General features: G+C 75.0%; 9 protein-coding genes. 4 read left to right on the top strand and 5 right to left on the bottom strand.

Features of this window, described 5'->3' with window-relative positions:
• Positions 1-28: 28 nt before the first annotated feature.
• Positions 29-2,218, bottom strand: coding sequence for an ATP-dependent DNA helicase UvrD2 (locus AC1VM9_RS13335; protein WP_483124014.1), 2,190 nt, complete (start codon positions 2,216-2,218; stop codon positions 29-31).
• Positions 2,215-3,066, bottom strand: a complete 852-nt coding sequence (ppk2, locus tag AC1VM9_RS13330) for a polyphosphate kinase 2 (RefSeq protein WP_481341049.1) — start codon at positions 3,064-3,066, stop codon at positions 2,215-2,217. The genes AC1VM9_RS13335 and ppk2 overlap by 4 nt, the downstream gene beginning before the upstream one ends.
• A 102-nt stretch (positions 3,067-3,168) precedes the next feature.
• On the opposite strand from ppk2, the gene AC1VM9_RS13325 reads away from it, so the two are divergent.
• Positions 3,169-3,429, top strand: coding sequence for a mycoredoxin (locus AC1VM9_RS13325; protein WP_481341048.1), 261 nt, complete (start codon positions 3,169-3,171; stop codon positions 3,427-3,429).
• 44 nt (positions 3,430-3,473) lie between these two features.
• Here the strand turns inward: AC1VM9_RS13325 and nudC are convergent, their stop codons facing one another.
• The gene (gene nudC / locus AC1VM9_RS13320) at positions 3,474-4,427 is read right to left on the bottom strand and encodes an NAD(+) diphosphatase (protein ID WP_481341047.1); all 954 of its coding nucleotides are present in this window, start codon (positions 4,425-4,427) and stop codon (positions 3,474-3,476) included.
• Between the two features lie 155 nt (positions 4,428-4,582).
• Between nudC and AC1VM9_RS13315 the strand changes: the two genes are divergently transcribed.
• Positions 4,583-6,070 carry a phosphotransferase gene (locus AC1VM9_RS13315; RefSeq protein ID WP_483122975.1) on the top strand — a complete coding sequence of 496 codons (1,488 nt, stop codon included), beginning with the start codon at positions 4,583-4,585 and terminating at the stop codon, positions 6,068-6,070.
• 6 nt (positions 6,071-6,076) lie between these two features.
• On the opposite strand, the gene AC1VM9_RS13310 is transcribed toward AC1VM9_RS13315, so the two are convergent.
• Positions 6,077-9,541 carry an ATP-dependent helicase gene (locus AC1VM9_RS13310; RefSeq protein WP_483124013.1) on the bottom strand — a complete coding sequence of 1,155 codons (3,465 nt, stop codon included), beginning with the start codon at positions 9,539-9,541 and terminating at the stop codon, positions 6,077-6,079.
• A gap of 11 nt (positions 9,542-9,552) precedes the next feature.
• Positions 9,553-12,750 carry an ATP-dependent helicase gene (locus AC1VM9_RS13305; RefSeq protein WP_483122973.1) on the bottom strand — a complete coding sequence of 1,066 codons (3,198 nt, stop codon included), beginning with the start codon at positions 12,748-12,750 and terminating at the stop codon, positions 9,553-9,555.
• A gap of 233 nt (positions 12,751-12,983) precedes the next feature.
• On the opposite strand from AC1VM9_RS13305, the gene AC1VM9_RS13300 reads away from it, so the two are divergent.
• A complete protein-coding gene (locus AC1VM9_RS13300; RefSeq protein ID WP_483122971.1) occupies positions 12,984-19,706 on the top strand; it encodes a hypothetical protein in 6,723 nt (2,240 codons plus the stop codon).
• Positions 19,706-22,828, top strand: coding sequence for a hypothetical protein (locus tag AC1VM9_RS13295; RefSeq protein WP_483122969.1), 3,123 nt, complete (start codon positions 19,706-19,708; stop codon positions 22,826-22,828). Before AC1VM9_RS13300 ends, AC1VM9_RS13295 begins: the two co-directional genes overlap by 1 nt.
• The last annotated feature ends 559 nt before the right edge of the window (positions 22,829-23,387 follow it).

Raw genomic sequence — 23,387 nt, 5'->3', positions numbered from 1 at the left:
AAGATTTCGGAAGTTTTTTCAGGCAATCTCAAGGAACTGGCGATTCCTTTGCGGCAGAACGCCTTTCAAGAAGCTCTTCGACATCTGCGCCCTTCAGGACGGCGAGGACGTCGGCGCCGTACTGCTCGATCTTGCGAGCCCCGACGCCGCTGATTCCGGCGAGTCCCGCCTCGTCCGAGGGCGCCTCCTCGGCGATCGCGGTCAGGGTCGCGTCGGTGAACACCACGTAGGCGGGCACGCTCGCGGCTCGCGCGACGGCGAGCCGCCACGTGCGCAGCCGCTCGAAGGTGGCCTCGTCGTAGGTCGGAGGGCACGCGTCGCAGCGGCCCGTCTTGCGCTGGGCCGCGGTCGTCAGCTCGGTGCCGCAGCCGCGGCAGAACGCCAGACGCGCCTGCTTCGGGGCGCTGCGCCGCGACCCGCCGCTCCTCGCCTCCGCACGGGCGCCGGCACCGAGGATGTCGGCAGCCGGCGCGAGGAAGCGCGAGACGCGTCGGGTCGCTCGGGCGCCCGGGGTGCGTGCCGAGGACCAGGAGATGTGCAACCGACGCCGGGCCCGCGTCAGCCCGACGTAGAGAAGGCGCCGCTCCTCCTCGACGGCGTCGGGCCCCTCGGCCATCGAGATGGGGATGAGGCCGTCGGAGGCCCCGACGAGGAACACGGTGTCCCACTCCAGGCCCTTGGCGGCGTGCAGGCTGGCCAGGGTGACACCCTGCACGGCGGGCGCGTGCTGCTCGGCGGCCCGCCGGTCCAGCTCGGCGACCAGCTCGGGCAGTCGCGCCTCGGGAGCTGCGGCGGCGAGGTCGTCGGCCAGGGTCGCGAGGGCGCTCAGCGACTCCCAGCGCTCGCGCGTCGCTCCCCCGCCGGCCGGCGGCTCGGGCGACCAGCCCGCACCGGTGATGACGTCACGGGTCAGGCTGCCGAGCGACTTCTCGCCGTCGTCGCCGCGGGCGGCTCCCCGCAGCAGCAGGATGGCGTCGCGCACCTCCTTGCGGGCGAAGAACCGCTCGCCGCCTCGGACGAGGTACGGCACGCCGACATCGGTGAGGGCCGACTCGAAGGCCTCCGACTGGGCGTTGGTGCGGAACAGCACCGCGATCTCGGCCGGCGCGTGCCCGTCGTCGACGAGCGCGCGGACCCGCGCGGCGACTCCGGCTGCCTCGGCGGGGTCGTCGGCGTAGGACACGAGCTCGGGGGCGGGGCCGTTGCGCCCCTGCGCCTGCAGCCGCACCGCGCCCTCGCGCGCCGCCTGCGTGCCGGAGCCGACGACGGTGTTGGCGAGGGCGACGATCTGGGGCGAGGACCGGTAGTTGCGGACGAGGCGGACCACGTGCGCGCCACGGAAGCGCCTGGGAAAGCCGACGAGGTGGCGGGGGCTCGCGCCGGTGAAGGAGTAGATGGTCTGCGCGGGGTCGCCGACGACGGTGAGGTCGTCGCGCTCGCCGAGCCACAGGTCGAGGAGTCGCTGCTGCAGGTCGTTGACGTCCTGGTACTCGTCGACGACGAACTGCCGGTACTGGGAGCGGACGGCGCGCGCGATGTCCTCGCGCTCGTCGAGGATGCCGACGGTGAGCAGCAGGACGTCCTCGAAGTCGATGACGCCGCGCCGCTGCTTGACGTCCTCGTAGGCCTCGAAGAGGCGGGCCATCGCCGTGTGGTCCACGCCCGGCGGTTCGCGGCGCGCCTCGCGCGCCCGCGTGGCGTAGGACTGCGGGGTGAGGAGGTTGACCTTGGCCCACTCGACCTCGGCCGCGAGGTCGCGGATCGTCGTGCGGTCGAACTGCATGCGCAGCCGGGAGGCCGCCTCGGCGACGGCCGGCGCCTTGTGGCTCATGACCTCCGGCGCCGCCCCTCCGATGGCCTGCGGCCAGAAGTAGTGCAGCTGGCGCAGCGCGGCTGCGTGGAACGTGCGCGCCTGGACGCCGGCGACACCGAGCCCGCGGAGTCGAGTGCGCATCTCCCCCGCGGCGCGCGCCGTGAAGGTGAGGGCGAGGACCCGCTGGGGCTGCTGGGCACCGGAGTGCACGGCGTAGGCGATGCGGTGCGTGATGGCGCGCGTCTTGCCCGTTCCGGCGCCCGCGAGGATGCAGAGCGGCCCGGGTGGCGCGACCGCGACCTCCTGCTGCTCGGGGTCGAGGCCGGCGAGGACGTCGTCGGCGGACGGTGCGCGGCCTGCGGAGGTCGCGGGGGCATCAGGGCCTGCGGGGCGTGCGTGGCTCAGGACCGATCACCCTTCGAGCGCTGGTCGGCCGCCGCGAGGACGTCCGCGGCGTGGTCGGGCACGTAGTTCTGCTCGCTCTGGGGCGGCCGCTCGTACCCCCGCGGGGCCGGACGGTCGGGCACGGGGGGCACCTCGGGGGTCATCGGCTCGTGCGGGATCGAGGTGAGCAGGTGGTGCATGACGTTGACGCGCGAACGCCGCTTGTCGTCCGACTCGACGACGTGCCACGGCGCCCAGTCGGTGCTCGTCGCGGCCATCATGCGGTCCTTGGCCTCGGAGTAGTCCTCCCACCGGGTGATGGACTCGAGGTCCATCGGGGAGAGCTTCCACTGCCGCATCGGGTCCTTGGCGCGGGAGCGGAACCGACGCTCCTGCTCGACGTCGGAGACGCTGAACCAGTACTTGCGCAGGACGACACCGTCCTCGACGAGCATCCGCTCGAACACGGGGGCCTGGGCGAGGAAGCGGTGGTACTGCTCGTCGGAGCAGAAGCCCATGACGTGCTCGACACCGGCCCGGTTGTACCAGGATCGGTCGAACAGGACGATCTCGCCGGCCGCCGGCAGGTGGGCGATGTAGCGCTGGAAGTACCACTGGCTGCGCTCGCGGTCGGTGGGCGCGGGCAGCGCGGCGATGCGGGCCACGCGCGGGTTGAGGTACTCGGTGATCCGCTTGATCGCCGAGCCCTTGCCGGCGGCGTCGCGGCCCTCGAAGACGACGACGACGCGCTGCCCGGTGGCCCGCACCCACTCCTGGAACGCGACGAGCTCGACCTGCAGCCGCCGCAGCTCGGTCTCGTAGGCCTCGCCGTCCATCTTGGGAGGTCGTTTTGCACCGCGCGAGGCCATGGAGTCATCCTTGCACCGAGGGACGACACGTGCGACGGGCCGTCCCCAGCCGGCACGAGACCGCGTCCGGCCACGGACGCAGACGAAGGATGAAGGAACAGCATGCCCAAGGTGACCCCGGACGAGGGCTCGATCACGATGTTCACCACGACGTGGTGCGGCTACTGCACGCGGCTCAAGGGTCAGCTGACGCGCGAGGGCGTGCCGTTCACCGAGATCGACCTCGAGGCCAACCCCGAGCACGTCGACTTCGTCGAACAGGTCAACGCCGGCAACCGGACCGTGCCGACCGTCGTCTTCCCGGACGGCACCGCCGCGACGAACCCCTCGCTCGCCGAGGTCAAGTCGCGCCTCGCGGTCTGACGCGTCCCGGCGCGTCGGCGAGGACCTCTTGGCGGGTCACCGGCTCACCAGCGCGGTGTCGCGCCGCCGGTGACCGACTCCACGGTGGCACCGAGCCACCGCTCGATGATCCGCTTGGCGATGGAGATGCCGCTCGGGGTCCGGATCGTCCCGCCGGCCAGCAGGTCGCGGTACTCCTGCCGCGTCACCCAGCGGGCCTCGGCGATCTCGGCAGGGTCGGGCACGAGTTCGGTGTCGGTCGTCGAGGCAGCGAAGCCGATCATCACCGAGGACGGGAACGGCCAGGGCTGGTTGCCGAGGTAGCGGGCGGCATCGATCGCGATGCCGACCTCCTCGCGCACCTCGCGTGCGACCGCGGCCTCGAAGGACTCCCCCGGCTCGACGAAGCCGGCCAGCACCGAGAACCGACCCTCGGGCCACTGCGCCCCGCGTCCGAGCAGCAGCCGGTCCTCCGGGTCGACGACGGACATGATGACGGCGGGGTCGGTGCGCGGGTAGTGCTCACTGCCCTCCGCAGTGCACCGGCGCACCCAGCCGGCCTGGACCGCCTCGGTCGGGGCACCGCACCGGGGGCAGAACCGGTGAGCGGCGTGCCAGTGGGCCAGGGCGAGCGCCGTGGTGAACACCCCGGCGTCGCGCGCGGCCATCGCCTCCCCGGCCTGCCGCAGCGTCAGCCACCCGTCGGCGCCCGCCGCGGCGTCGGTGTCGGGCTCCGCCGTCGCGACGACGGCGACGTGTGCCGCGCCGTCGGTGTCGCGTCCCAGGTGCAGGACGAGCCGGCCGGCGTCGGCGTCCTCGGGCGCGCGCACCGACAGGGCGAGCGCACCGCTGCCGTCCTCGACGACGTGCAGCCGGTCTCCCCTGACCTCGACGACCCGCGTGCGCGGGTCCTCGAGCAGGGTCGCGACGGCGTCCGGACGCTGCCGCTCGTGGGCGACACGGTCGAGCGTCCCCCGTGACAGCGCGAGATCGCGCAGGATGTCGTCGACCTCGCTCACGCCTCCACCCTAGGGTGCGCCCCACGGGACCCGCGGGCGGCGGTGCGGCCGTGCGGCGGCACGGCGGTACGGCGGCACGGCGGTACGGGCGGCACGACCCGGCCCGTCCCGCCCACCTCCCACGATCCGGCGGGCGCGCGGCCTACCGTGGACGCGTGACGCGCAGCCCCCTGTTCCTCGCCGCCCTGGCGAGCTCGGCCGTCCCGGGCCTGGACCCGGTGTCGGTCAGGGGTGTCGCCGCTCGCACCGACGACCGCTTCGAGGTCGCCCACGTGCGCGACCGCCAGGACCGCGAGTGGGTCGTCAAGGTGCCGCGCACGCCGGCCGCCGGCGCCCAGCTCGACGACGTCGTCGGACTCTCGGCCCTGCTCGCCAGGCGCCTCGACCTGGCCGTGCCGGCCTACCAGGGCCATGCGCCCGTCGCGGAAGGTCGTGCCGCCGTCTACCCGCGTGTCGAGGGGCGGCCGCTCGACTTCGCGGCCCTGCCTCCCGGTCCGCTCGCCGAGGCCGTCGGTCGCGCCCTCGCCCACGTCCACAACCTCGAGCACCTGCTGTACGAGGAGGCGGGGCGACCGACCTACGACGCCGAGACGCATCGGCGCCGGCGGCTGTCCGACCTCGACCGGGCTGCCGCCACTGGACACGTGCCGACCGGCCTGCTGACGCGGTGGGAGGGCCTGCTCGAGGACGTCTCCCTGTGGCGGTTCGCCCCCACTGCCGTCCACGGCACGTTCGTCGGCCCCAACGTGCTGGCCACCTTCGACGACGAGGACGACGCGTCCAGCGGTCGCGTCGTCGGCCTCCTCGCGTGGGAGGAGTCGCGGGTCGGGGACCCCGCCGACGACTTCGCCGACCTCGTCGCCACGCTCGACCCCGACACCTTCGACGCCGTCCTCGGCGCCTATGCCCGCTCTCGCGTCGAGCGGCCCGACGGCCATCTCGTGCGCCGGGCCCGGCTCGCCGCGGAGATGGCCGTCCTCTCGACGCTCCTGCAGGCGTCCGCGGAGGGACGCACCCGAGCCGTCGAGCGCACGGCGGCCCTCCTGCGCGAGCTGGACGAGCGCACGGAGGACCTCGACGCCGAGTACGCGCGCGAGGACGCCGTCCGCAGCGAACGGACGCGCACCGCCCACCCGGACGAGGGCACTGACGGCCAGGACCCCGACGACCCCGAGCAGCCGCGGCCGGGCCACGACGTCCCGACGGCCGACGTGCCGTTCCCGATGCTCGCCGAGACCCAGGCCGTGCCGATGGCCGCGTTGCTGCGCGACGACCCCGAACCTGCCTCCGGCGCCCCGGCGGGCACCGGCACCACCGAGCCCGATGGGGCGACCCCTCAGCGGTCGTCGCACCGCCAGGCGGAGACGGTCCTCATCGACCCGGCCGTGCACGCGCCGCCGGTCGACGGCCACCCCGGGACCCTGCAGGCCGGTACGGGTCTGCAGGACGACCCTCGCGCGCCGGAGGGTGCCGACGCGCCGGAGGGTGCCGACGCGCCGGAGGGTGCCGACGCGCCGCCACGGGCGGGCGGCGTCCGACCGGAGCCGGTGCCCTACCTCGACGCCACGGACTCGTCGGCGTTCGAGATCGACGAGGTCGAGGCGCTGCCGGAGCCGTCGACCGACGTGGGCCGGGGCGGCTGAACCGGCTCAGTCCGGCAGCGTCCGCAGCAGGTCGAGCAGCTCCTGCTCGCGCGGAAGGTCGGGTCTGACGGTGACGCCCTCCGCCGCGTAGTAGAAGGCGGCGTCGACCTGCTCGGGCGGCACGCCGCGCAGTCGGGCGAAGGCGAGGGCGTACGCGCCGAGCTGCAGGGCCCGCACGGCCGCGTCGCGGCCGCTGGGCCGGGCACCGGTCTTCCAGTCCACGACGGTCCAGCCACCGTCGGCTCGCCGGAACACCGCGTCGACGCGACCGCGGACGGCGATGCCGTCGAGGACGGTCTCGATGGACAGCTCGACCTCCTCGGGCACGCGCCCGGCCCACTCGCCGGCGAGGAAGTGCTCCTTCATGGCCTCGAGGTCGGCGTCGTCGGCTGCTCCCTCGTCGGCGCTGCCGGGAAGGTCGAACAGGTCGACGATCGCGGCACGCGAGTAGTGCTCCTCGACCCAGGCGTGGAACGCCGTGCCCTGCCGCGCCGCGACGGCAGGGGGCTGCGGCATCGGTCGGCGCAGCGTCATGGCGAAGGCCTCGACGTCGCGGGCCAGCGACACGACCGCCGAGGCCGACAGGTGCCGGGGGACGTCGACGACGGGTTCCTGGCTGCGGGCCCGACGTGCGTCCCGCTCGGCGAGCAGCAGCCGGAGGTCACCGAGCCGCGGGTCTCCCTGTGGCACAGGCACTCCCGCCTCGATGACCGACGCGAGGCGGGACGCCGCAGCGTCGAGGGCTGCTCGCCGGTCGCCCATCGGGTCGTGCGGCCAGGTGGCGGAGACGGGGACAGCGAGGTGCGGGTTGGTCGGCGGCGTGGCCCTGCCCTCGTCGTCGAGGAGCGGCTCGGGGGCGCGCTCCCAGTGGCTGCGGGTGACCTCGGCCGGCATCGCCTCGCACACCTCGGTGAGGAAGCGCGAGGGAACCGAGAGCGTCTTCTTCGTCGCACCCCAGACGTGGCAGGACAGCAGCATCTCCGAGCGGGCGCGGGTCAGGGCCACGTAGGCGAGGCGGCGCTCCTCGGCCACGGCGTGCCGACCACCCTCGAGGACGAACGCCTCGATGGCGGCGCCGAGCGCCTTGCGGTCCGGCGCGGTGCGCCAGTCGAGGACCGGCAGGCCGTCGCGGTCGCCGCGCAGGTCGTAGGGCACGGAGTCGAGGCCGACGAGCCACCCCTTGTCCTTGGGTTCGCCCGCGCACGCGTACTCGACGGGGTCGGCGTCGTCGACGAGGGACACCGACGTGGCCGAGTGCGCCGGGAAGACACCCTCGACGAGCGAGGGGACGGCCACGACGTCCCACTCGAGGCCCTTGGCCGCGTGCACGGTGAGCACCTGGACGGCGTCGGCATCGGTCTCGACGTGACCGGCGTCGAGACCCCGCTCCTGGTCGCGCGCCGCGTCGAGCCAGGACAGGAAGCCCGACAACGTCGGGCGGTCCGAGCTGGTGGCGTACCGGGCGGCGACGTCCGCGAAGGCGTCGAGGTGGACGCGAGCCGTGGACGCGGTGTGCTCGGCGCGCGCGAGCACCTCGACGTCGAGGCCGATGGCGACCTCGGCCTCCGCGACGAGGTCGACGAGCGGGAGCGCGGTGAGGCGTCGCAGACGGCGGACGACGTCGGCGAGGTCGTGGAGGCGGCGCAGCGCCTCGTCACCGATGCGGGCGCCGTCGCGGCCGGTCCAGCCGGGCCGAGGCAGCTCGTCGAGGGCCTCGACGAGCGTGGCGGTGTCGGCGCTGTCGGCCGCGAGGTCGGAACCGCGGCGGTCGGAGTCAGCGCCGTCGGCGGTCTCCGACGCTGCAGGGCCGATGCCGACGCCCTCGGCCGTCGCTGCGGCCGGGAGGTCGCCGATCGGCAGCGCGGCCTGGGTCGTCGGCGCCGCGCCGACCCGCCAGGGCCGCGCGTGCAGCTCGCGGGCCCACGACCACAGGCCGGCGAGGTCGGCCGCGCCGAGGCGCACGACCGGGCCGGTGAGCAGGCGCATGAGCATGTCACCGCGCGTCGGGTCCTGGACCACCCACAGCGCCGCGACGAGGTCGCTGACCTCGGGTGTCACGAGCAGGCCGCCGAGCCCGACGACCTCGACCGGCAGGTTCTGCCGGCGCAGCGCCTCGAGGACGAGCGGGAAGCTGGACCGGCGGCGGCAGAGCACCGCTGCCGAGCGTCCGGTGCGCCGACCGGACGGGCTCGTCCACCGGCTCGCGATCCACGCCGCCACGTGGTCGGCCTCGGCTGCCGCGGTGTCGAGGCGCGCCACGGTGATGGCGCCGCGGCCGGCGTCGGGACGGGCTCGCAGGGGTTGCACGTGCTCGGTGGCGAGCGGGCGTGCCGTGACGTTGGCGGCCTCGAGGATGGTCGCGTCGTTGCGCCAGCTCGTCGACAGCGGCAGCACGGCGGCCGGCCCCGACGCGTCGGCGAACTCGACGGGGAAGCGCAGCAGCGTCGTCGCGGACGCGCCGCGCCAGCCGTAGATGGACTGGTTCGGGTCGCCGACGGCGGTCAGGGCGACGGCCTCGTGGTGGAAGAGCGCACGCAGCAGTACCAGCTGGGCCTCGGAGGTGTCCTGGAACTCGTCGAGGAGCACGGCCCGGAACCGCTCCCGCTCGGTGGCGCCGACAGCCGGGACCGACCCGGCGAGCCGTGCCGCGACGGCCATCTGGTCGGCGAAGTCGAGCGACTCCCGCTCTCGCTTGAGGTCGAGGAAGGACTGGACGATCGGCAGGACGGCGCGCCGCTCGCGCAGCACGGCGAGGGCGTCACGGGCCGGGGTGGTGCTGCCGCGGCCCTCGCCGTCGGGCAGGCCCTCGAGGCGCGCGATGACGGCATCGAGGTGCTCGATGACCTCGGCCGGCGTGCGGACGTGCTCGGCCATCTCGCCGGCGAGCGCCATGACCGAGGAGATGACGGTCGACTCGCTCTTGACGACCTCCTCCATCGGCCCGTCCCAGCGCGAGACGGCCTCGGCCGCGAGCTGCCAGGCCCCGGCCTCGGTGAGGACCCGGTACTCCGGCTCGATGCCGACGCGGAGGGCGTGCTCGCGCACGAGCCGACCGGCGTAGGCGTGGTAGGTCGAGACCGTCGGCGTGCCGCCGAGCACCTCGGCCCCGGTGCCGTCGTCGGCGGGCGGCTCCCAGAGGCCGGCGCGCACGAGCCCGCGCAGGCGCTTGCCGATGCGCTGGCTCAGCTCGGCAGCGGCCTTGCGGGTGAAGGTGAGGCCGAGCACCTGGTCGGGGGCGACGAGGCCGTTGGCGACGAGCCAGACGACGCGGGCCGCCATCGTCTCGGTCTTGCCCGACCCGGCGCCGGCGACGACGAGGAGCGGTCGCGGCCCGGCCTCGATGACCGAGGCCTGCTCGGCGGTCGGCGGTGGCATGCCGAGGGCGCGGGCGATGTCGAGGGCCGAGTGGCGGGGTGCGGAGCCGGCCGCAGGCGGCGACACCGGTGCCGTGCCCGCTGTCACGGCGTCCATCGTCGACGTGCTCACAGGGCGTCTCCCTCCGGCTGGACCGGGCACGAGGAGCGGACCGGGCACGTCTCGCACGCCGTGCCCTGGGCGGCGACGAACTCCGCGGCGCCCATCCCCTCGGCCGTCGACTCGACGAGGGCGCGGGCCCAGGCCGGGTCGGGGCTGGCGTCGAGGGCCGGCTGGTCGAGGACGCTCGGCTTGAGGCCGGACAGGCCCGCCTTGCCGATGAAGACGAGGGCGGCACCGGCGCTCTGCGACCCGAGCTCGGGAAACCCCTTCTCCTGCACGGCGACCTGGTAGGCGCCGAGCTGCCCGTGCGCGGCGAGCTCGGCGCGGGACGGCTTCGAGGAGCCCGTCTTGAGGTCGACGATGCGGATGCCGCCCGACGCGGCGCGCTCGATGCGGTCGACGCGGCCGCCGAGCAGCGCGCGGCCGACCTTCACCCTGAAGTCCTTCTCGATGCCGACGCGCTCCCACGTGCCCTCGGCGGCGTCGCGGTAGGAGACGAAGCGGGCCACCATGTCGTGCGCCTCCCGGCGGGTGCGCTCGGTGGTCCACCCGGGACGGAGTCCCAGCCGCCCCCAGCGTGCGTCGACCTCGGCGCGCAGCTCGGCGAGGGAGGCGTCGGGCAGCTCGGCGACGACGTCGTGGACGAAGGTGCCGACCGAGGCCGCACCGAGCTGGGTGCCCTCCCCGCCCACCGAGGTGAGGAACCAGCGCAGCCCGCAGTCGGAGAAGTAGGTGACCTTCGACGGCGACACCGGGACCGGCTCGTCGGGTCGACGCACCGGCCGGTCGTCGGTCAGCGACCGCAGCGCCCACCACGACGCCGGGTCGGCCCCCCGCACGCCGGCCTGGGCGGCCGCGGCGAGGACGGCGAGCGCCGGTTCGGCGACGCCCGGGTCCGGGTGGACCGCCTCGCGGCGCAGCTCGCCCACGAGGCCGGACAGGGTCATGGTGCGGGCGACCTCGGTGTGCGGGCGGACCTCGGCGGCCACGCCCTCGCCCTCGGGCGGGTCGACGAGGTCGAGGTAGACCGAGGGTTGCTCGTCCTCGTTGCCCACCGCCGTGACGAGGAGCCGCTCGGTGGCCCGGGTGACGGCGACGTGGAACAGCCGGGTCTCGTCGTAGCGCACCTGGGCCTGCGCGGCACGGAAGCCGAGCGGACGGTCGGCGACGGCCGCCACGAGGTCCTCGGAGCCGAGGACCGAGCCGCGCAGGCGCAGGTCCGGCCACACCCCCTCCTGGACGCCCGCGACGACGACGATGCGCCACTGCCGCCCGGCGGCGGACTGGGGCGTGAGCAGGCTGACGCTGCCACCGGCCTGCCCGCGGGCGGCCAGCGTGTCACCGGGGACGTCCTGGCCCAGCACGTGGTCGAGGAACTTGTCGGGCCCGGCGGTCGGCAGGCGGTCGACGTAGGCGGCGGCCGCGTCGAAGAGCGCCAGGACGGCGTCGAGGTCGCGGTCGGCACGCTCGCCCGGTGGGCCACCCGCGAGGGCGGTGCGCCGCCACGCCTCGGCGACGCCGGCGCCCTGCCACACGGCCCAGAGGACGGTCTCGGCGGTGACGCCGCTCGCCCACCGGCCCTCGGGCGTCAGGCGGGCCGCGGTGGCGCCGGAGGCGATGGCGTCGGCCACCCGGGCCGCGGCGCGGCCCACGGACCCGAGGAGGTTGGCGCGGTGCGGTTCGAGCAGGAGGTCGGCGAGCAACTCGTCGCTGGACCGCCCGCCACCTGACGCGAGCTCGTCCTGTCGCAGCACCCGCCGCAACCGCCGCAGAGCCACGGCGTCCGAACCCCCGAGGGGCGACAGGACGAGGTCGGCGGCGCGGGTCGGGTCGATGACGTGCCGTCCGCCCGCGACCTCGGCTCGCGCCACGGCGAGGGACTCCTCGAGGATCGCGAGCAGCGGCCGCACCGCGCCCTCGTCGCGGACGGGGGTCTCGGCGGTCGCGGCGGACACCGGGACCCCGGCCTGGGCCAGGGTGCGGCGCAGCGAGTCGGCGCGGCCGGAGCCGCGGACGATGACGGCCATGTCGGTCCACGGCACGCCCTCGATGAGATGGGCGCGGCGCAGCACGCTGCCGATGTGGGCAGCCTCCTGGGCCGCCGAGCGCAGCAGCGCCACGGCGACCCGCTGGTCACCCCGGGACGCGTCGGCCTCGTGCCGGCGCTGGTCGCCACCACCGAGCGCGCCGATCCGCCGCGCCACCCGCTCGGCCACGGCGTCGAGGACGGGGCCGAGACGGTGGCCGTGCTCGAGCACGACGGTGTCGGTCGAGGCCGGTGGCGCCGACGAGCGCCCACGGGCGTCGGCGAGCGCCTCCCAGCCGTGCGCGAGGAACCTCGGGTCGGCCCCCCGGAAGGTCTGCACGGCGACGTCGGGGTCACCGAGCAGCACGACGCGGGGCCCGCCGGGCGCGAGCACGCGCAGCAGCCTCGCCGCGGCGGCCGTGACCTCCTGCGCCTCGTCGACGACGACCATCGCGAGGCGCTCGTGCAGCCGGTCGAGGGCATCGGGGTCGTCCTCGAGCAGCTCGGCCACGGCCGTGAGCACCCACGCGGGGTCGTAGGAGCCGTGCCGGCTGAAGGACGTGACCTGGTCGTACTCACGCAGGACGTGCGCGGCCGCCACCCACTCGGGGCGGTCGTGCTCGACCCCGAGCCGATGCAGGTCGTCGGGCCCCTGCCCGTGCTCGACGGCGCGCATGAGCAGGTCGCGCAGCTCGTTGCGGAAGCCGCGCGTCGTCAGGGCGCCGCGCAGCGCGTCCGGCCAGTTGGGTCCGGGCACCTCGCCCGAGGCGTGCCCGGCGAGGAGGTCGCGCAGGATGACGTCCTGCTCGGGGCCGTTGAGCAGGCGCGGGCTGGGGTCCCCGTGCAGCGCCGCCTCGGCCCGCAGGACCCCGAAGCCGAACGCCTGCCAGGTCCGTGCCAGGGGCTCGGTCGTCGTGCCCCCGAGCCGGGCGGTGACCCGCTGGCGCAGCCCGGCCGCCGCCGACCGGCTCGAGGTGAGCAGCAGACAGTGGTCGGCGCGGGCGCCGCGACGCCGGACGGCGTCGGCGACCAGCTCGACGGCCAGGGTGGTCTTGCCGGTGCCGGGCGAGCCGAGCACCCGCAGGACGCGGGCCCCGGAGTCGAGCGCGGCCTGCTGCGACGCGTCGAGGCACACCTCCTGGGCGACCGGGGCCGGAGCGCGACGGAGGATGACCACCGGAGGATTCCATCACGTCGCACCGACACCGGCGCGGCGCCGTGCGGACAGCGCGGGCCACACGCGGCGACCCGGCTGCGCAGCCGCGGGACCCGCGTCCCGGCCGGCCCGGGTGCGACGCCCGTGCCGGGCTCGCGCGGTTTCTGGCGTTTTCAGTGTGGCCACCCCTGCACCGGCGTAGCGTCGAACCGTTTCATCGCCCTGTGTGCTCACCCGTTCGGGGACGTGACGCGATGTCGATGTGGGACGACCTGCCGCAACCGGTCCAGAGCTCCGGGGCGCTCGACGGGGTGCGCCCGCTGCTCGAGGACCTCGACGTCACGGGGCCGACGGAGGTGGGCGACGCCGACGGGGCGTGGGACGTCTGGACCTTCGACCAGGACCTGACCCGCCCCCTCGCCCTCGACCCCCGCACGGGAGGGTTCGGCGCGAGCCAGGGGTCGACGGGCACGCCGGTGGAGTTCACCGACCCGCACGTCGACGGTGACTTCTCGCTGCACAAGGACGGCCCCGGCGGCACGCGGGACGGCGGCTGGCGCCTGCGGATCGCCTCGCCGGGGTTCCTGTTCCACGTGCCGTTCCTCCGTGGAGCGCTGCTCGACGCCCAGGGCCAGCTGCGGGCCGACCCGGCCAAGCCGCAGGTCGGGTTCGTCGTGCCGCGCGTGCGCTTCCGGGTGCAGCAGCTCGGCGGCGGCTCGGTCGGCGTCGACATCCTCTCGGCGACGACGTCGGGCACGCCGGTCGACCACATCTACGAGCTCATCCGGATGGACCCGCCGTACGCCCTCGTCGGCCCGAGCGACTGCGTCGGGTTCGCCTTCCGCACCGCGGTCCTCGACCTCTCCGGCACCGCGGGTCCCGGCGTGCCGGCCGGCGCCCGCGCCATGCCGGGCGACTGGCAGGGCTTCTACCTGCCGGAGGCGCGTCTCTTCGTCGCGCCCGACGGCATGGAGGGCATCGCCGTCAGCGCCGGCGTGCGCAACCTCTGGGTCGGCATCGGCGTGCACGAGGGCGTCACCGGCGTCTTCGAGGCCGAGGTGGTCAACCGGGGCACGAACCCGAGCGTGCGCGTCCACTTCCGCACGGCCACCGGGGAGCTCGTCGACGACCCCGGGACCGGCACCGCGATGCTGCCCGAGCAGTCGACCCTGTTCGTCGACGCCGACGGTGGCCTCGCGCCCCTGACGACGACGATCGTCGTGGGCGGCGTCACCGCCACGCCCGCGAACACCGACCGCACCACCGTCACGACGCCGGACACCGGGACCGTCGCGGTCACCGTGACCGTCACCGACGCCGCGGCGCACACGACCGTGCGCACCTTCAGCGTCGGGCGTCGTACCGAGCCGGTGACCCCCGGCGCGACGGGCATGCCGGTCACCGTCACCGACACCTCGCACGAGGCGACGCGGGTCGTCATCGTGTCGCAGACCGGCACGAGCGCCCGCGTCGCCCTCGCGAGCGGCGTGGCCGCCGACTGGTCCTGGACCGGCGGCAGCTCGGGCAGCCTGTCGGCCGCGACCGAGGCCGAGATCGAGGTGGGCTCGGGCGCCACGGTCAGCGTCTCCGCCACGACGACGAGCGCCGCCCGGCAGCAGCTGGACGCCTACTTCCTCTTCGACCATCCGAGCCCGAGCGAGGGCCATGACTACGCCGTCAACCCGGCGAACCTGAGCGCCTCGCCCGCGACCGACCGCACCCACCCCTCGACCGGTCCCTCGTTCATCGCCGACGCCACCTCCCGCCGGTCGGTCGTCGGAGCGGCCACCCCGCTCACCGTCGACGGGTTCGCGTCGTACGAGGGGCCCGAGCAGCAGCCGGGCCACAACCAGGCGCTCAGCGAGCGCCGCATCGCCGCCATGGTCGAGGCCCTCACGGCGGCCGGGTACACCGCCGTCATCCCGGGCACGGCCCACGGGCACGGACCCGCCCAGGGCAGCGGCGACCCGGCGTCGGCCCGGTGGTGGCACGCGACCGCGACGTCCGGGGCCGGACCGGCGCCCGTCATGGTGACCGCCGACCTGCACCGCGATCCGCCGCCCGCGACGCACGACGACGACCCGGCCCCGCACCAGCCCGCACGCCCCGACTGCTTCCACCTCCTCGGAGTCCGGGTCGAGCTGGTCCGCAGCACCGTCGTGCGCTGCGAGGTCTACGGCGAGTTCGACATCGAGACCGCCACCGAACGCCGCCTTGCCGCGCACGGCGCCGAGCCGCTGCGGGCCGGTGACCGGCCCAACCCGAGCGACGGCATCTGCACCTTCCTCGTGCGGCTGCGCATCGCCGAGGACCAGGGCTCGTGGGACGTCACCGGCGAGTTCCGCGCCAAGGAGGGCGACCTCGACGGGCTCGCCGAGATGCGCGACTCGCAGGCGCACCCGGTCACCCTGAACATCCTCGGGGCCCTGAGCGTCCTCGCGCCGCTGACGTCGTCGGCCACCGAGCTGTCCCCGGCCGCCGGGGCCGTGGTGGCCCTCGGGTCGGTCGCGCTCGGCGCGGGCGACCTGCTGCACACCAAGCGGCTGACCCTGCGGGGCGCCGAGGTCATCGTGTCGCAAGGAGTCCTCGGCGGCGACGGCATCACGACCGTCAGCGACCGCGGCACGGCGGTGAGCGTGCTCCTCGACGTCGAGGTGGCGTTCTGGTTCGACCTCACCCTCGTGCGGGTCGACCCGAACATGCCGGTGACGACGCGGTACAAGGCCATCGGCGTGCGGTCGCAGTGGGGCACCGGCTCGGGAGGGTCGCTCGACTACGTGCCCCTGCCGGTCTTCGACCCGAGCCGGGGCTACTCGCTCGACATCCCCGCGGGGTCGATGCACGCGGTGCCGCCGCTCGACAACGTGCTGCGGATCATGGGCGTGCGGGTCAGCCGCGACAACCCGACCTACCTCGAGGTCGAGGTGGGGCTGGGACTCGATCTCGGGATCATCACCATCGAGACGGTCCGGGTGCGCGCCCGCGTCGACGGGCCGCCGCTCGACCTGCAGATCACCAGGCTCGCCGCGTCGATCGACATCCCGAACGTCATCACCGGACGCGGCGAGGTGAGCATCGAGCCGGGTGGCTTCTCGGGCGCGCTCGACGTGCAGATCGTGCCGGTCAAGATCCGCGGCAGCCTGACCTTCACGTTCCGGCAGGCCGGTGGGGTCAGCGGCGTGCTGCTCGGCGCCGAGATCGAGTTCCCCGTGCCGCTCGTGCTCGGGAACTCCGGCCTCGGCATCTTCGGCTTCCTCGTCGGCGTCGGCATCAACCACAAGCGCATCGAGGGCACCGGCCAGGTACCTGCTCTCGACTGGCTGCGCGACCAGCTGGGCCGGCCGGGCGGCGTCATGAACGGCGCCGGCTGGGAGCTGCACCAGGGCGGGTTCGCTTTCGCTGCAGGCGTTCTCGTGGGCACCCTGGAGGGCGGCTACGTCCTCCACCTCAAGGGTCTTGTCATCGTCGAGGTGCCCGGACCACGCCTGCTGTTCGTCATGAAGGCCGACGTCCTCAAGGTGCCCCCGGCGCTCGAGGACGCCAACCAGAGCGCGACGTTCCTCGCCGTCCTCGACCTCGACTTCGGCCGCGGCACCATCACGATCGGCATCGTCGCGGAGTACCAGATCGAGAAGATCCTCAAGGTGCGCGTGCCCGTCACCGCGTTCTTCGACACCAACGACGTCGAGTCGTGGCTCGTCGAGCTCGGCAACTACCAGGAGCGCGTCACCGTCGAGGTGCTCGAGGTCATCACCGGCAGCGGCTACCTCATGATCCACGGCAACGGGATCTCCCACGCGCAGCTGCCCGTCGACGGCCTGCCGGCAGCGCCGAGCGGCCTCGCCATCGCGACGGGGTTCCACATCAGCGCGGTCCTCATGGGCAGCAAGTCGGTCGGCCTCTACCTCGAGGTGGCGGCGGGGTTCGACGCGATCGTCGGCTTCGACCCGTTCTTCATCGCCGGCACGATCTACGCGCGCGGCGAGCTGCGCCTCTTCGTCGTCAGCATCGGGGCCTCGGCCGAGCTGACCGTCATGGTCGGCAAGCGGACCATCGGGGGCGTCGTCCGCGACGACCCGTACGTGCACGGCGAGGTGTGCGGCGAGATCGACCTGTTCTTCTTCTCCGTCAAGGGCTGCGTGTCCCTGACGATCGGCGCCGAGCCGGAGGACGACCCCAGGGCCAAGCCGCTCGTGGCCGGGCTGGCCCTGGTCTCACGCTCCCCCGCACTCGTCGAGGGCACCGCCACCGAGCGGGCGGTCGACGCCAAGATCGGCGACGGCGTCGACGTCGACGCCACCGACCCACCGCCGATGCCGGTGGTGCCGATCGACGCCGTTCCCGTGCTGACGTTCTCGACGCCGCCGCGCGTCGCCGCGAACTGCGTCATGGGCGGGAACCCTTTGGGACAGAACGGCGCTGCCGCCAACCCGTGGAGCCGCATCGGTGACCGCTGGTGGCGCTACGACGTGTCCTCGGTGACCCTCACCGGTGGGGCCCTCGTCCCGGCGCCGCCGACCGGCAGGACGCCCAGCGTCTGGTGGACCGGCGCCCCGGCCGGGACGGCCGTGCCGACGACCGCGCTGGCCCTGCTCGACTGGTTGCCCACACCGTTCTCCCGCGCCATCCCCTACGGGGAGCAGCTGACGACGAGCGTCACCGAGCGCTGGGGCACCGTGTGCCACCCGGCGGCACCCGCGGCGCCGGTGCTGTGGACCTTCGACGGCAAGCCGGCCGGCCCGAGCGTCCCGGGCTGGCGCCTCGACGGCGTCGCGTGGCCCGACCCTCCTGGCACGACGCGCTCGGCGCCGGTCCAGGCCCTCATGGCGGTCACCGAGCCGTGGCGCACCGGCGACCCCGAGGTCGACCTCCTCCACGGCACCGATCCCGCCGTGGTGCTCGCCGACGCCGTCCCGTGCCGGGGCGGCCGGGTGCGACGCTCCGACGGGCGCCTGCCGGCGAAGCTGGCGGCCGGGTCCGCGCTGACCGCCAGCGCGTCCGCGTCCTCGTGGACCACCGGCGACGCCGCGACGCTGGACCTCATCGACGCCGGCACTCCCCTGGCCGACGTCATGGCAGTCCGGGCGACGACCGCCTGGAGCCCCGACGCCGGGGCGGAGGGGCTCGCCTGTCGAGGTGCGGTCCTGCGCAGCCCGCGCCGCGACTCCCTCGACCCGGCGCCGCTCGGCACCGACGAGGACCGCGAGGAGGTCAAGGAGGCATGGGCCAGAACGAAGTTCGTGCCTGAGGACCTGCGCGACGCAGTCCGGTTCTCCCCCGACGGTGGCCTGCGCGGGGCCACGTTCCTGCTGCTCGCGCCGGAGCGAGCAGTGGGCGGCGGGCTCGTGCTGCGTGCCGAGGCGGCCGACCGGTCGGTGCTGGTCGACCGCCCCGTCGACGGCGGCGACCTCGTCGACGCGGGTCACCCGCTGCCGGCGACGTGGCTGGACGCGTCGGGGCCGTGGGTCGACCCGGTGCTGCGGGCCGGGCTCTACGCCGCCCGCGTGCGGGCCGCGTCCGGCTCCGGACTCGTGTTCGTGCTCGTCGACCTCGAGAAGCTCCCGGACGAGACGGCGAGCGTCGTCATCGGCTGGCGCCCCGAGGTGGCCGCCAGGCTCGACGAGCCCTTCTACGTCGTCGCGGCCACGGGCCTCGTCGGCTCCGAGGCGTGGCGCGAGGACTGGGACTCCACGACCTCCTCGGCCGACCAGGACGCCCTCCAGACGGCCCTGACCCAGGACCCCGACGACCGCGCCCTCCTCGAGCCGGGCCAGACGTGGACCGTCGCCGTCACGTGGACCGCGGCGTGGATGAAGCAGGACGCGCAGCCGGCGCCGACCGACACCGGCACGGTCCAGCCCGCCGTGACCCAGTCGTTCCGGTTCCGCACCGACGCCGCCTCGGCGTACCCGAAGGTCCTGTCGCCCTGGCTCGTCGCGACCGCCCCGGGCATGGACGACGTCGGCGTCTTCTGCCGTGAGCCCGTGCGGATCGCCTTCGCGACGCAGAAGGTCGCGGCGCTCTACCAGGCGCACGGACGCTCGCTCCAGGCCGTCGTGCGGTCGGCGTCCGGTGCCCACCCACCGGCCCCGGGCTCGGCCGACCCGGGCTCGCCCTACGACATCACGCTCGACCCCGAGGCGCTGCTCGCACCGGCGGCGGGCCTGCGGGTGCTGACGCCGTGGGAGGACGCGGTGCGCGACGTCGTGTCCGCCGGGGGCGACGGGACCCGCTGCATCGACGTGTCCGGCGAGCGGGTCCTCCAGGATGTCCTGACCCTCCCCTACGACTTCGAGCCGCTCACCGACTACCTCGTCGACGTCCACGCCGTCGCCTCGGGCGAGGCGACCACCAGCGCCAACCGCATCCACCGCATCGGCTTCACGACCTCGCGGTTCCTCGGGCTCGACGACCTCGTCTCCTACGTCGCGCCCGCGACCGTCCGCGGGCGCCTCGTGCCGACGGGGGCCGCCCTCTCCGGGCTGCCGCTTCGGCCCAGCGGGGACGACGTCGACACCGCCTACCAGGCAGCGGGACTGTCGGTTCCCGAGGTGCCCTCCTTCCCCGCGGTCGAGGTCCTGTGGTCCGGCGACGCCGTGCCGCAGCCGGTGGCCCTGGTCGTCGAGTGCAGCGAGCCGCTGTGGCGCTCCCGCGTCATGCCCCAGGTCGTCTTCGGCCCGATCGACGCGAGCGACCCGACCCACAAGTGGTGGAAGGGAGTTCGAGGCGACTGGCTCTCGCTCCAGCCCAGCACGGCGCCCGTCGGCGGTGGGGACCTCCCCCGGGCGAACGTGACCCGGATCGTGCGGTGCCCCGGCGACACGCGGGCCATCGCCCTGCTCGCCCCCGGCTCGCGGGGCCAGGAGGTGCGCCTCGACCTCGTCGTGGCCGCCGACCCGCTCGCGGGCGTCGCCGAGGACCGACGGGCGTGCGTGCGGATGGGCCTGCTCCGGGCCCCCTGGGAGGTGGAGGACTGATGGCACTCCTCGCGAGCAGCCGGCTCTTCCGGGCCGAGGCGATGCGCCTGGACTGGGGCCGCGTCGTGGAGGCGCACGTGGAGCAGGTGCACCGGTCGGGCTCGCCCCTCGCCGAGAAGGTCCTGCCCTCCGGTCGCCAGCTCGAGGAGGCGAAGCGACGCTCCCGCGACCTGCACGTGTGGTGGGCGTGCAGCCCGCGCCTCGGCGTGCCGCGCGGCCCCTTCACGGTGTGGGCGCGGGTGCCCGACGACCCGCTGACCGACGTCGACGCCGTCGGGCTGCCCGGCGGCGCGGGCGAGGCGCCCATCACGGCGTGGAACGTCGAGGCGGCGGTCGTCGAGCTGTCGGTGTCGCCCTTCGACGCGGGCCGGCCGGTCCGCGTCACGCTCCACCGGCTGCAGGGCACGCTGGCCGACGTCGTCGCGGCCGCCGTCGTGCCGCCGGGCAGCGGTCCGACGAGGGTCGGGCTGCGCTGCTCCGGAGCCACCTTCGCCCGCGTCGACAACGCGTCGGTCACCGCCGTGCGCGTCCGCAGCCTCGTCGACGTCGTCAACGACCCCGGCTGGCGGCGCCTGGAGGTCGTCGGGCTCCCGGCCGAGCAGCCTTGGGCCGCAACGGACTACGACACGACCGACCAGGGGTTCGTGAACGACCTCAAAGCCCCGCGGGAGGCGGCGGTGGACCGGCTCGTCCGTGGTGCCCCGCCGCTCGGGTGGTCGCCGATGACCCAGTCCGGACGCGCCGCGCCACCGTGGGTCTCCGCGGACCCCGACGGCCTCGTCAAGGAGGTGCAGGTCGAGCTGCTGCCCGAGCTCGAGCCGCTCTACCGGGCGAGCGTCCCGGAGTGGACCCAGCGCACCCTCGAGGAGACGCGCGCCGTGGCCGGGCCGAGCAACGGCCCGCGCACGTCGAGCCTCGACACGTCGGCCGTCATCCGGCCGCTGTCGCTGCTGACGCTGCCGGCCCAGACCGACCCGCTGCTCAACCTCGCCACCGGCTTCGGCACGACGTACACGGTCGACACGACGCTGCCCTTCGACGGCTGGCCCGACATCGCCGAGCGCCTCGACTTCATGGTGACGGCCGACTACTCGCGCACTCCATCACCGTGGCGTACCAAGGGCACCGTCGCCGCCTACGCCCCGGTCGTCGGGCCGCACACGGTGACCGCTCCGCCGACGGCGCTCACCGCCGAGCGTGCCGGTCTCGTCGGCCCGCAGCACCCCGACGACCCCTGGCGGGAGAGCGTCCGGGTGTCGTGGGACGCACTGCCGACCACCGTCAGCTTCGGACGCGTGTCGGCCGGCGTGCTCGCCCGCTGGGACGCGTCGTCGCTGACGAGTGAGAGCCTCGCGCCACCACGCGACTCCGGCGGTGTCCGCCCGCTGACCCTGAGCCCGGACGGCCCCGAGGGGCAGCCGGGACACGACCGGATCGCCTTCGTCGACGGCGCCGCCGACATCCCGATCGGCAGCGGCGGCCGCGACGTCGGCTACGCCACGGCCCTCGTCGACATCCACGGCCTGTGGTCGGCGTGGCGCGACGTGCCGTACTCCGGTGACGAGCCCGCGCCCCAGGCGCCCCGCGTCATCTCCCTGGCCCTCGACAGCACCTTCACCGGCAGCGCCGCCGCGTGCCCGTCCGCCGTGCGCCTCGAGGCCGCCGTCGACTGGAGCGAGCGCACCCCGGCCACGCTGGTCGGCGCGGCGCTCCTCTACCCGATGGCGAGCGCCTCGTCGGGCCCGCCCGCGGGCCTGTACCCGGACCTCGCCACGCCCGCCGGCTGCTTCCGGCGCGACTTCGCCCTCTCCTTCCCGACCGACACCCCGGTCCCGTCGGGCTGCACGGTGGTGTGCCTGTCCTCCGACGGCACGGAGGAGGTGCTCGCCGGTCCGGGGCAGGGTGACGGCGGCCGCCGGTACGCCCTCGAGGTGCCGGTGCCCTGGCTCGACTGGACGCCGACGCAGCGGTGGGGCGTGCAGGTGTGGCTGCGCAGCCACCTCGACGTCGGAGCCTCGCCGACGCCGTGGGTGCCCGGTGCCGCCAACCCCGCGCGCGCCGTGGCCGCCAGCCCGGTGCCCGTGACGCCGCTGCCCCCGCCCGCGCCACCGGGCGTGCCGCTCGGCAGCACCCTTGACGCCCATGGCTGCTCGCACGTCCGCGTCCGGTGGTCGTTGCCCGCAGGTGCACCGGTGCGCTCCTCGATCGTCTGGGAGGTCTCGGAGACCGCGCTCGTCAAGGCAGCGGGCGGGCTCTACACGCCTCCACCGGTTGCCGTCGGGTCCTCGGGGTCGCCGCCACCCGGTCTGCGCCTCGCGGCCCTCTGGGACGCCTACGACCGGATGGACGACACCGCTCGACGCGCCGCCTTCCGACGCCTTGCCGAGGTCGACCCGTCGACCGCGTCCCACGACGTGCGCCTGCCCAAGGGCTCCACCGACATCCACCTGTTCACCGTGACGACCCAGACCCTGACCGGCATCGAGCCACCGTGGCCGGGCAGCGACACCGCCGACGCGCACCTGCACCTCCAGGCGGCGATCGCGCCACGGCTGCGCCGGCCGGCTCCGCCCCTCGCGCGGGCCACGCCGAACGACGACGGCACCGTGACGCTCGCCCTGTTCTCGGCCAGCCGCATCCCGGTCGACCGGTTCCTCGTCTTCGCCACCCGGTCCGAGGCGGCCGCGCGGGACCGCGAGTCGATGGGGCCGCCCGTCGCGTCGGTCGGCGCGACCATGGGTGGGACCGACCCGGTGACGACTCCCCTGTCTACGAGGGGAGCTGGACGGGCAGCCTCGGCGCTGTCGCCTGGGACCCGTGGCTGGTCCGAGTCGTCGCACGCCCGGTCGACACGCTGCCCGTGGACGGTGTTCGCGGCCAGACGTCGGACGCCTCGGACGTCGTCTCGGTGCTCGTCCCGCCCGCCGGCGCACCCGACCTCGACGCACCGTCCGTGGAGGTCTGGGGTGCGGACCACCGCGGTGTCGTCGTCCGCACCTCGACGAGCGCCCCGACGCGCGCCACCGCGAGCGGGTCGCACCGCTTCGGCGCCAAGACGGGTCCCGGCGCCACCGACGTCGTCGTACCCGCACCGCTCGAGTCGCTCGCCGAGACCACCCTGACGACGCCACCCACAGCGGCCTCGACCTCCCCAGCCCCCGAGCGCGGGGCCAGGGTCGCCGGACGCTCGCCGCTCGCCGTGTGGTTCACCCGACCCGTCGCCACGGACCCCGTCGACGTGACGCTGCGGCTCGTCGACCCGTTCGGCCGCACGACCGAGCGCACCATCACGGTGCCCGGCTGGGTGCCTCCCCCACCGTTCACCGTGACGATCACGGGTCTCGTCCCCCGCCCCACCGGCGTCCTCGCCCTGCTCGAGACGGACGCGCCGACCGCGGCGTCTGCGGGCATCGTGCTGCACGTGCGCGCCCTCAAGCGCCGGTTCGGTCCCATCGTCGGGCCCGTCTTCGACCCACTGGTGGAGCCGCTGCCACGGCCGGACCGGCCGCTGCCGCCGGTCGCGCCCGTGAGCCCGGTCGGCCCGCTGCGACCACCCGTGGTGCCGGGAGCGCCGGGGCCCCTGACGCCGGCGGGTCCGCTCGGGCGACCGCCGGTCGGGCGACCGCCTGTCGGGCCGCTGTTCCCGCTCGTCACCGTGGTGACCGGTGACGTCGCCCTGGC

This window comes from Monashia sp. HAY1-11D (assembly GCF_056868035.1).
Note: the sequence above shows the minus strand (reverse complement) of the source record. Positions and strands in the feature narration are given on the sequence as shown.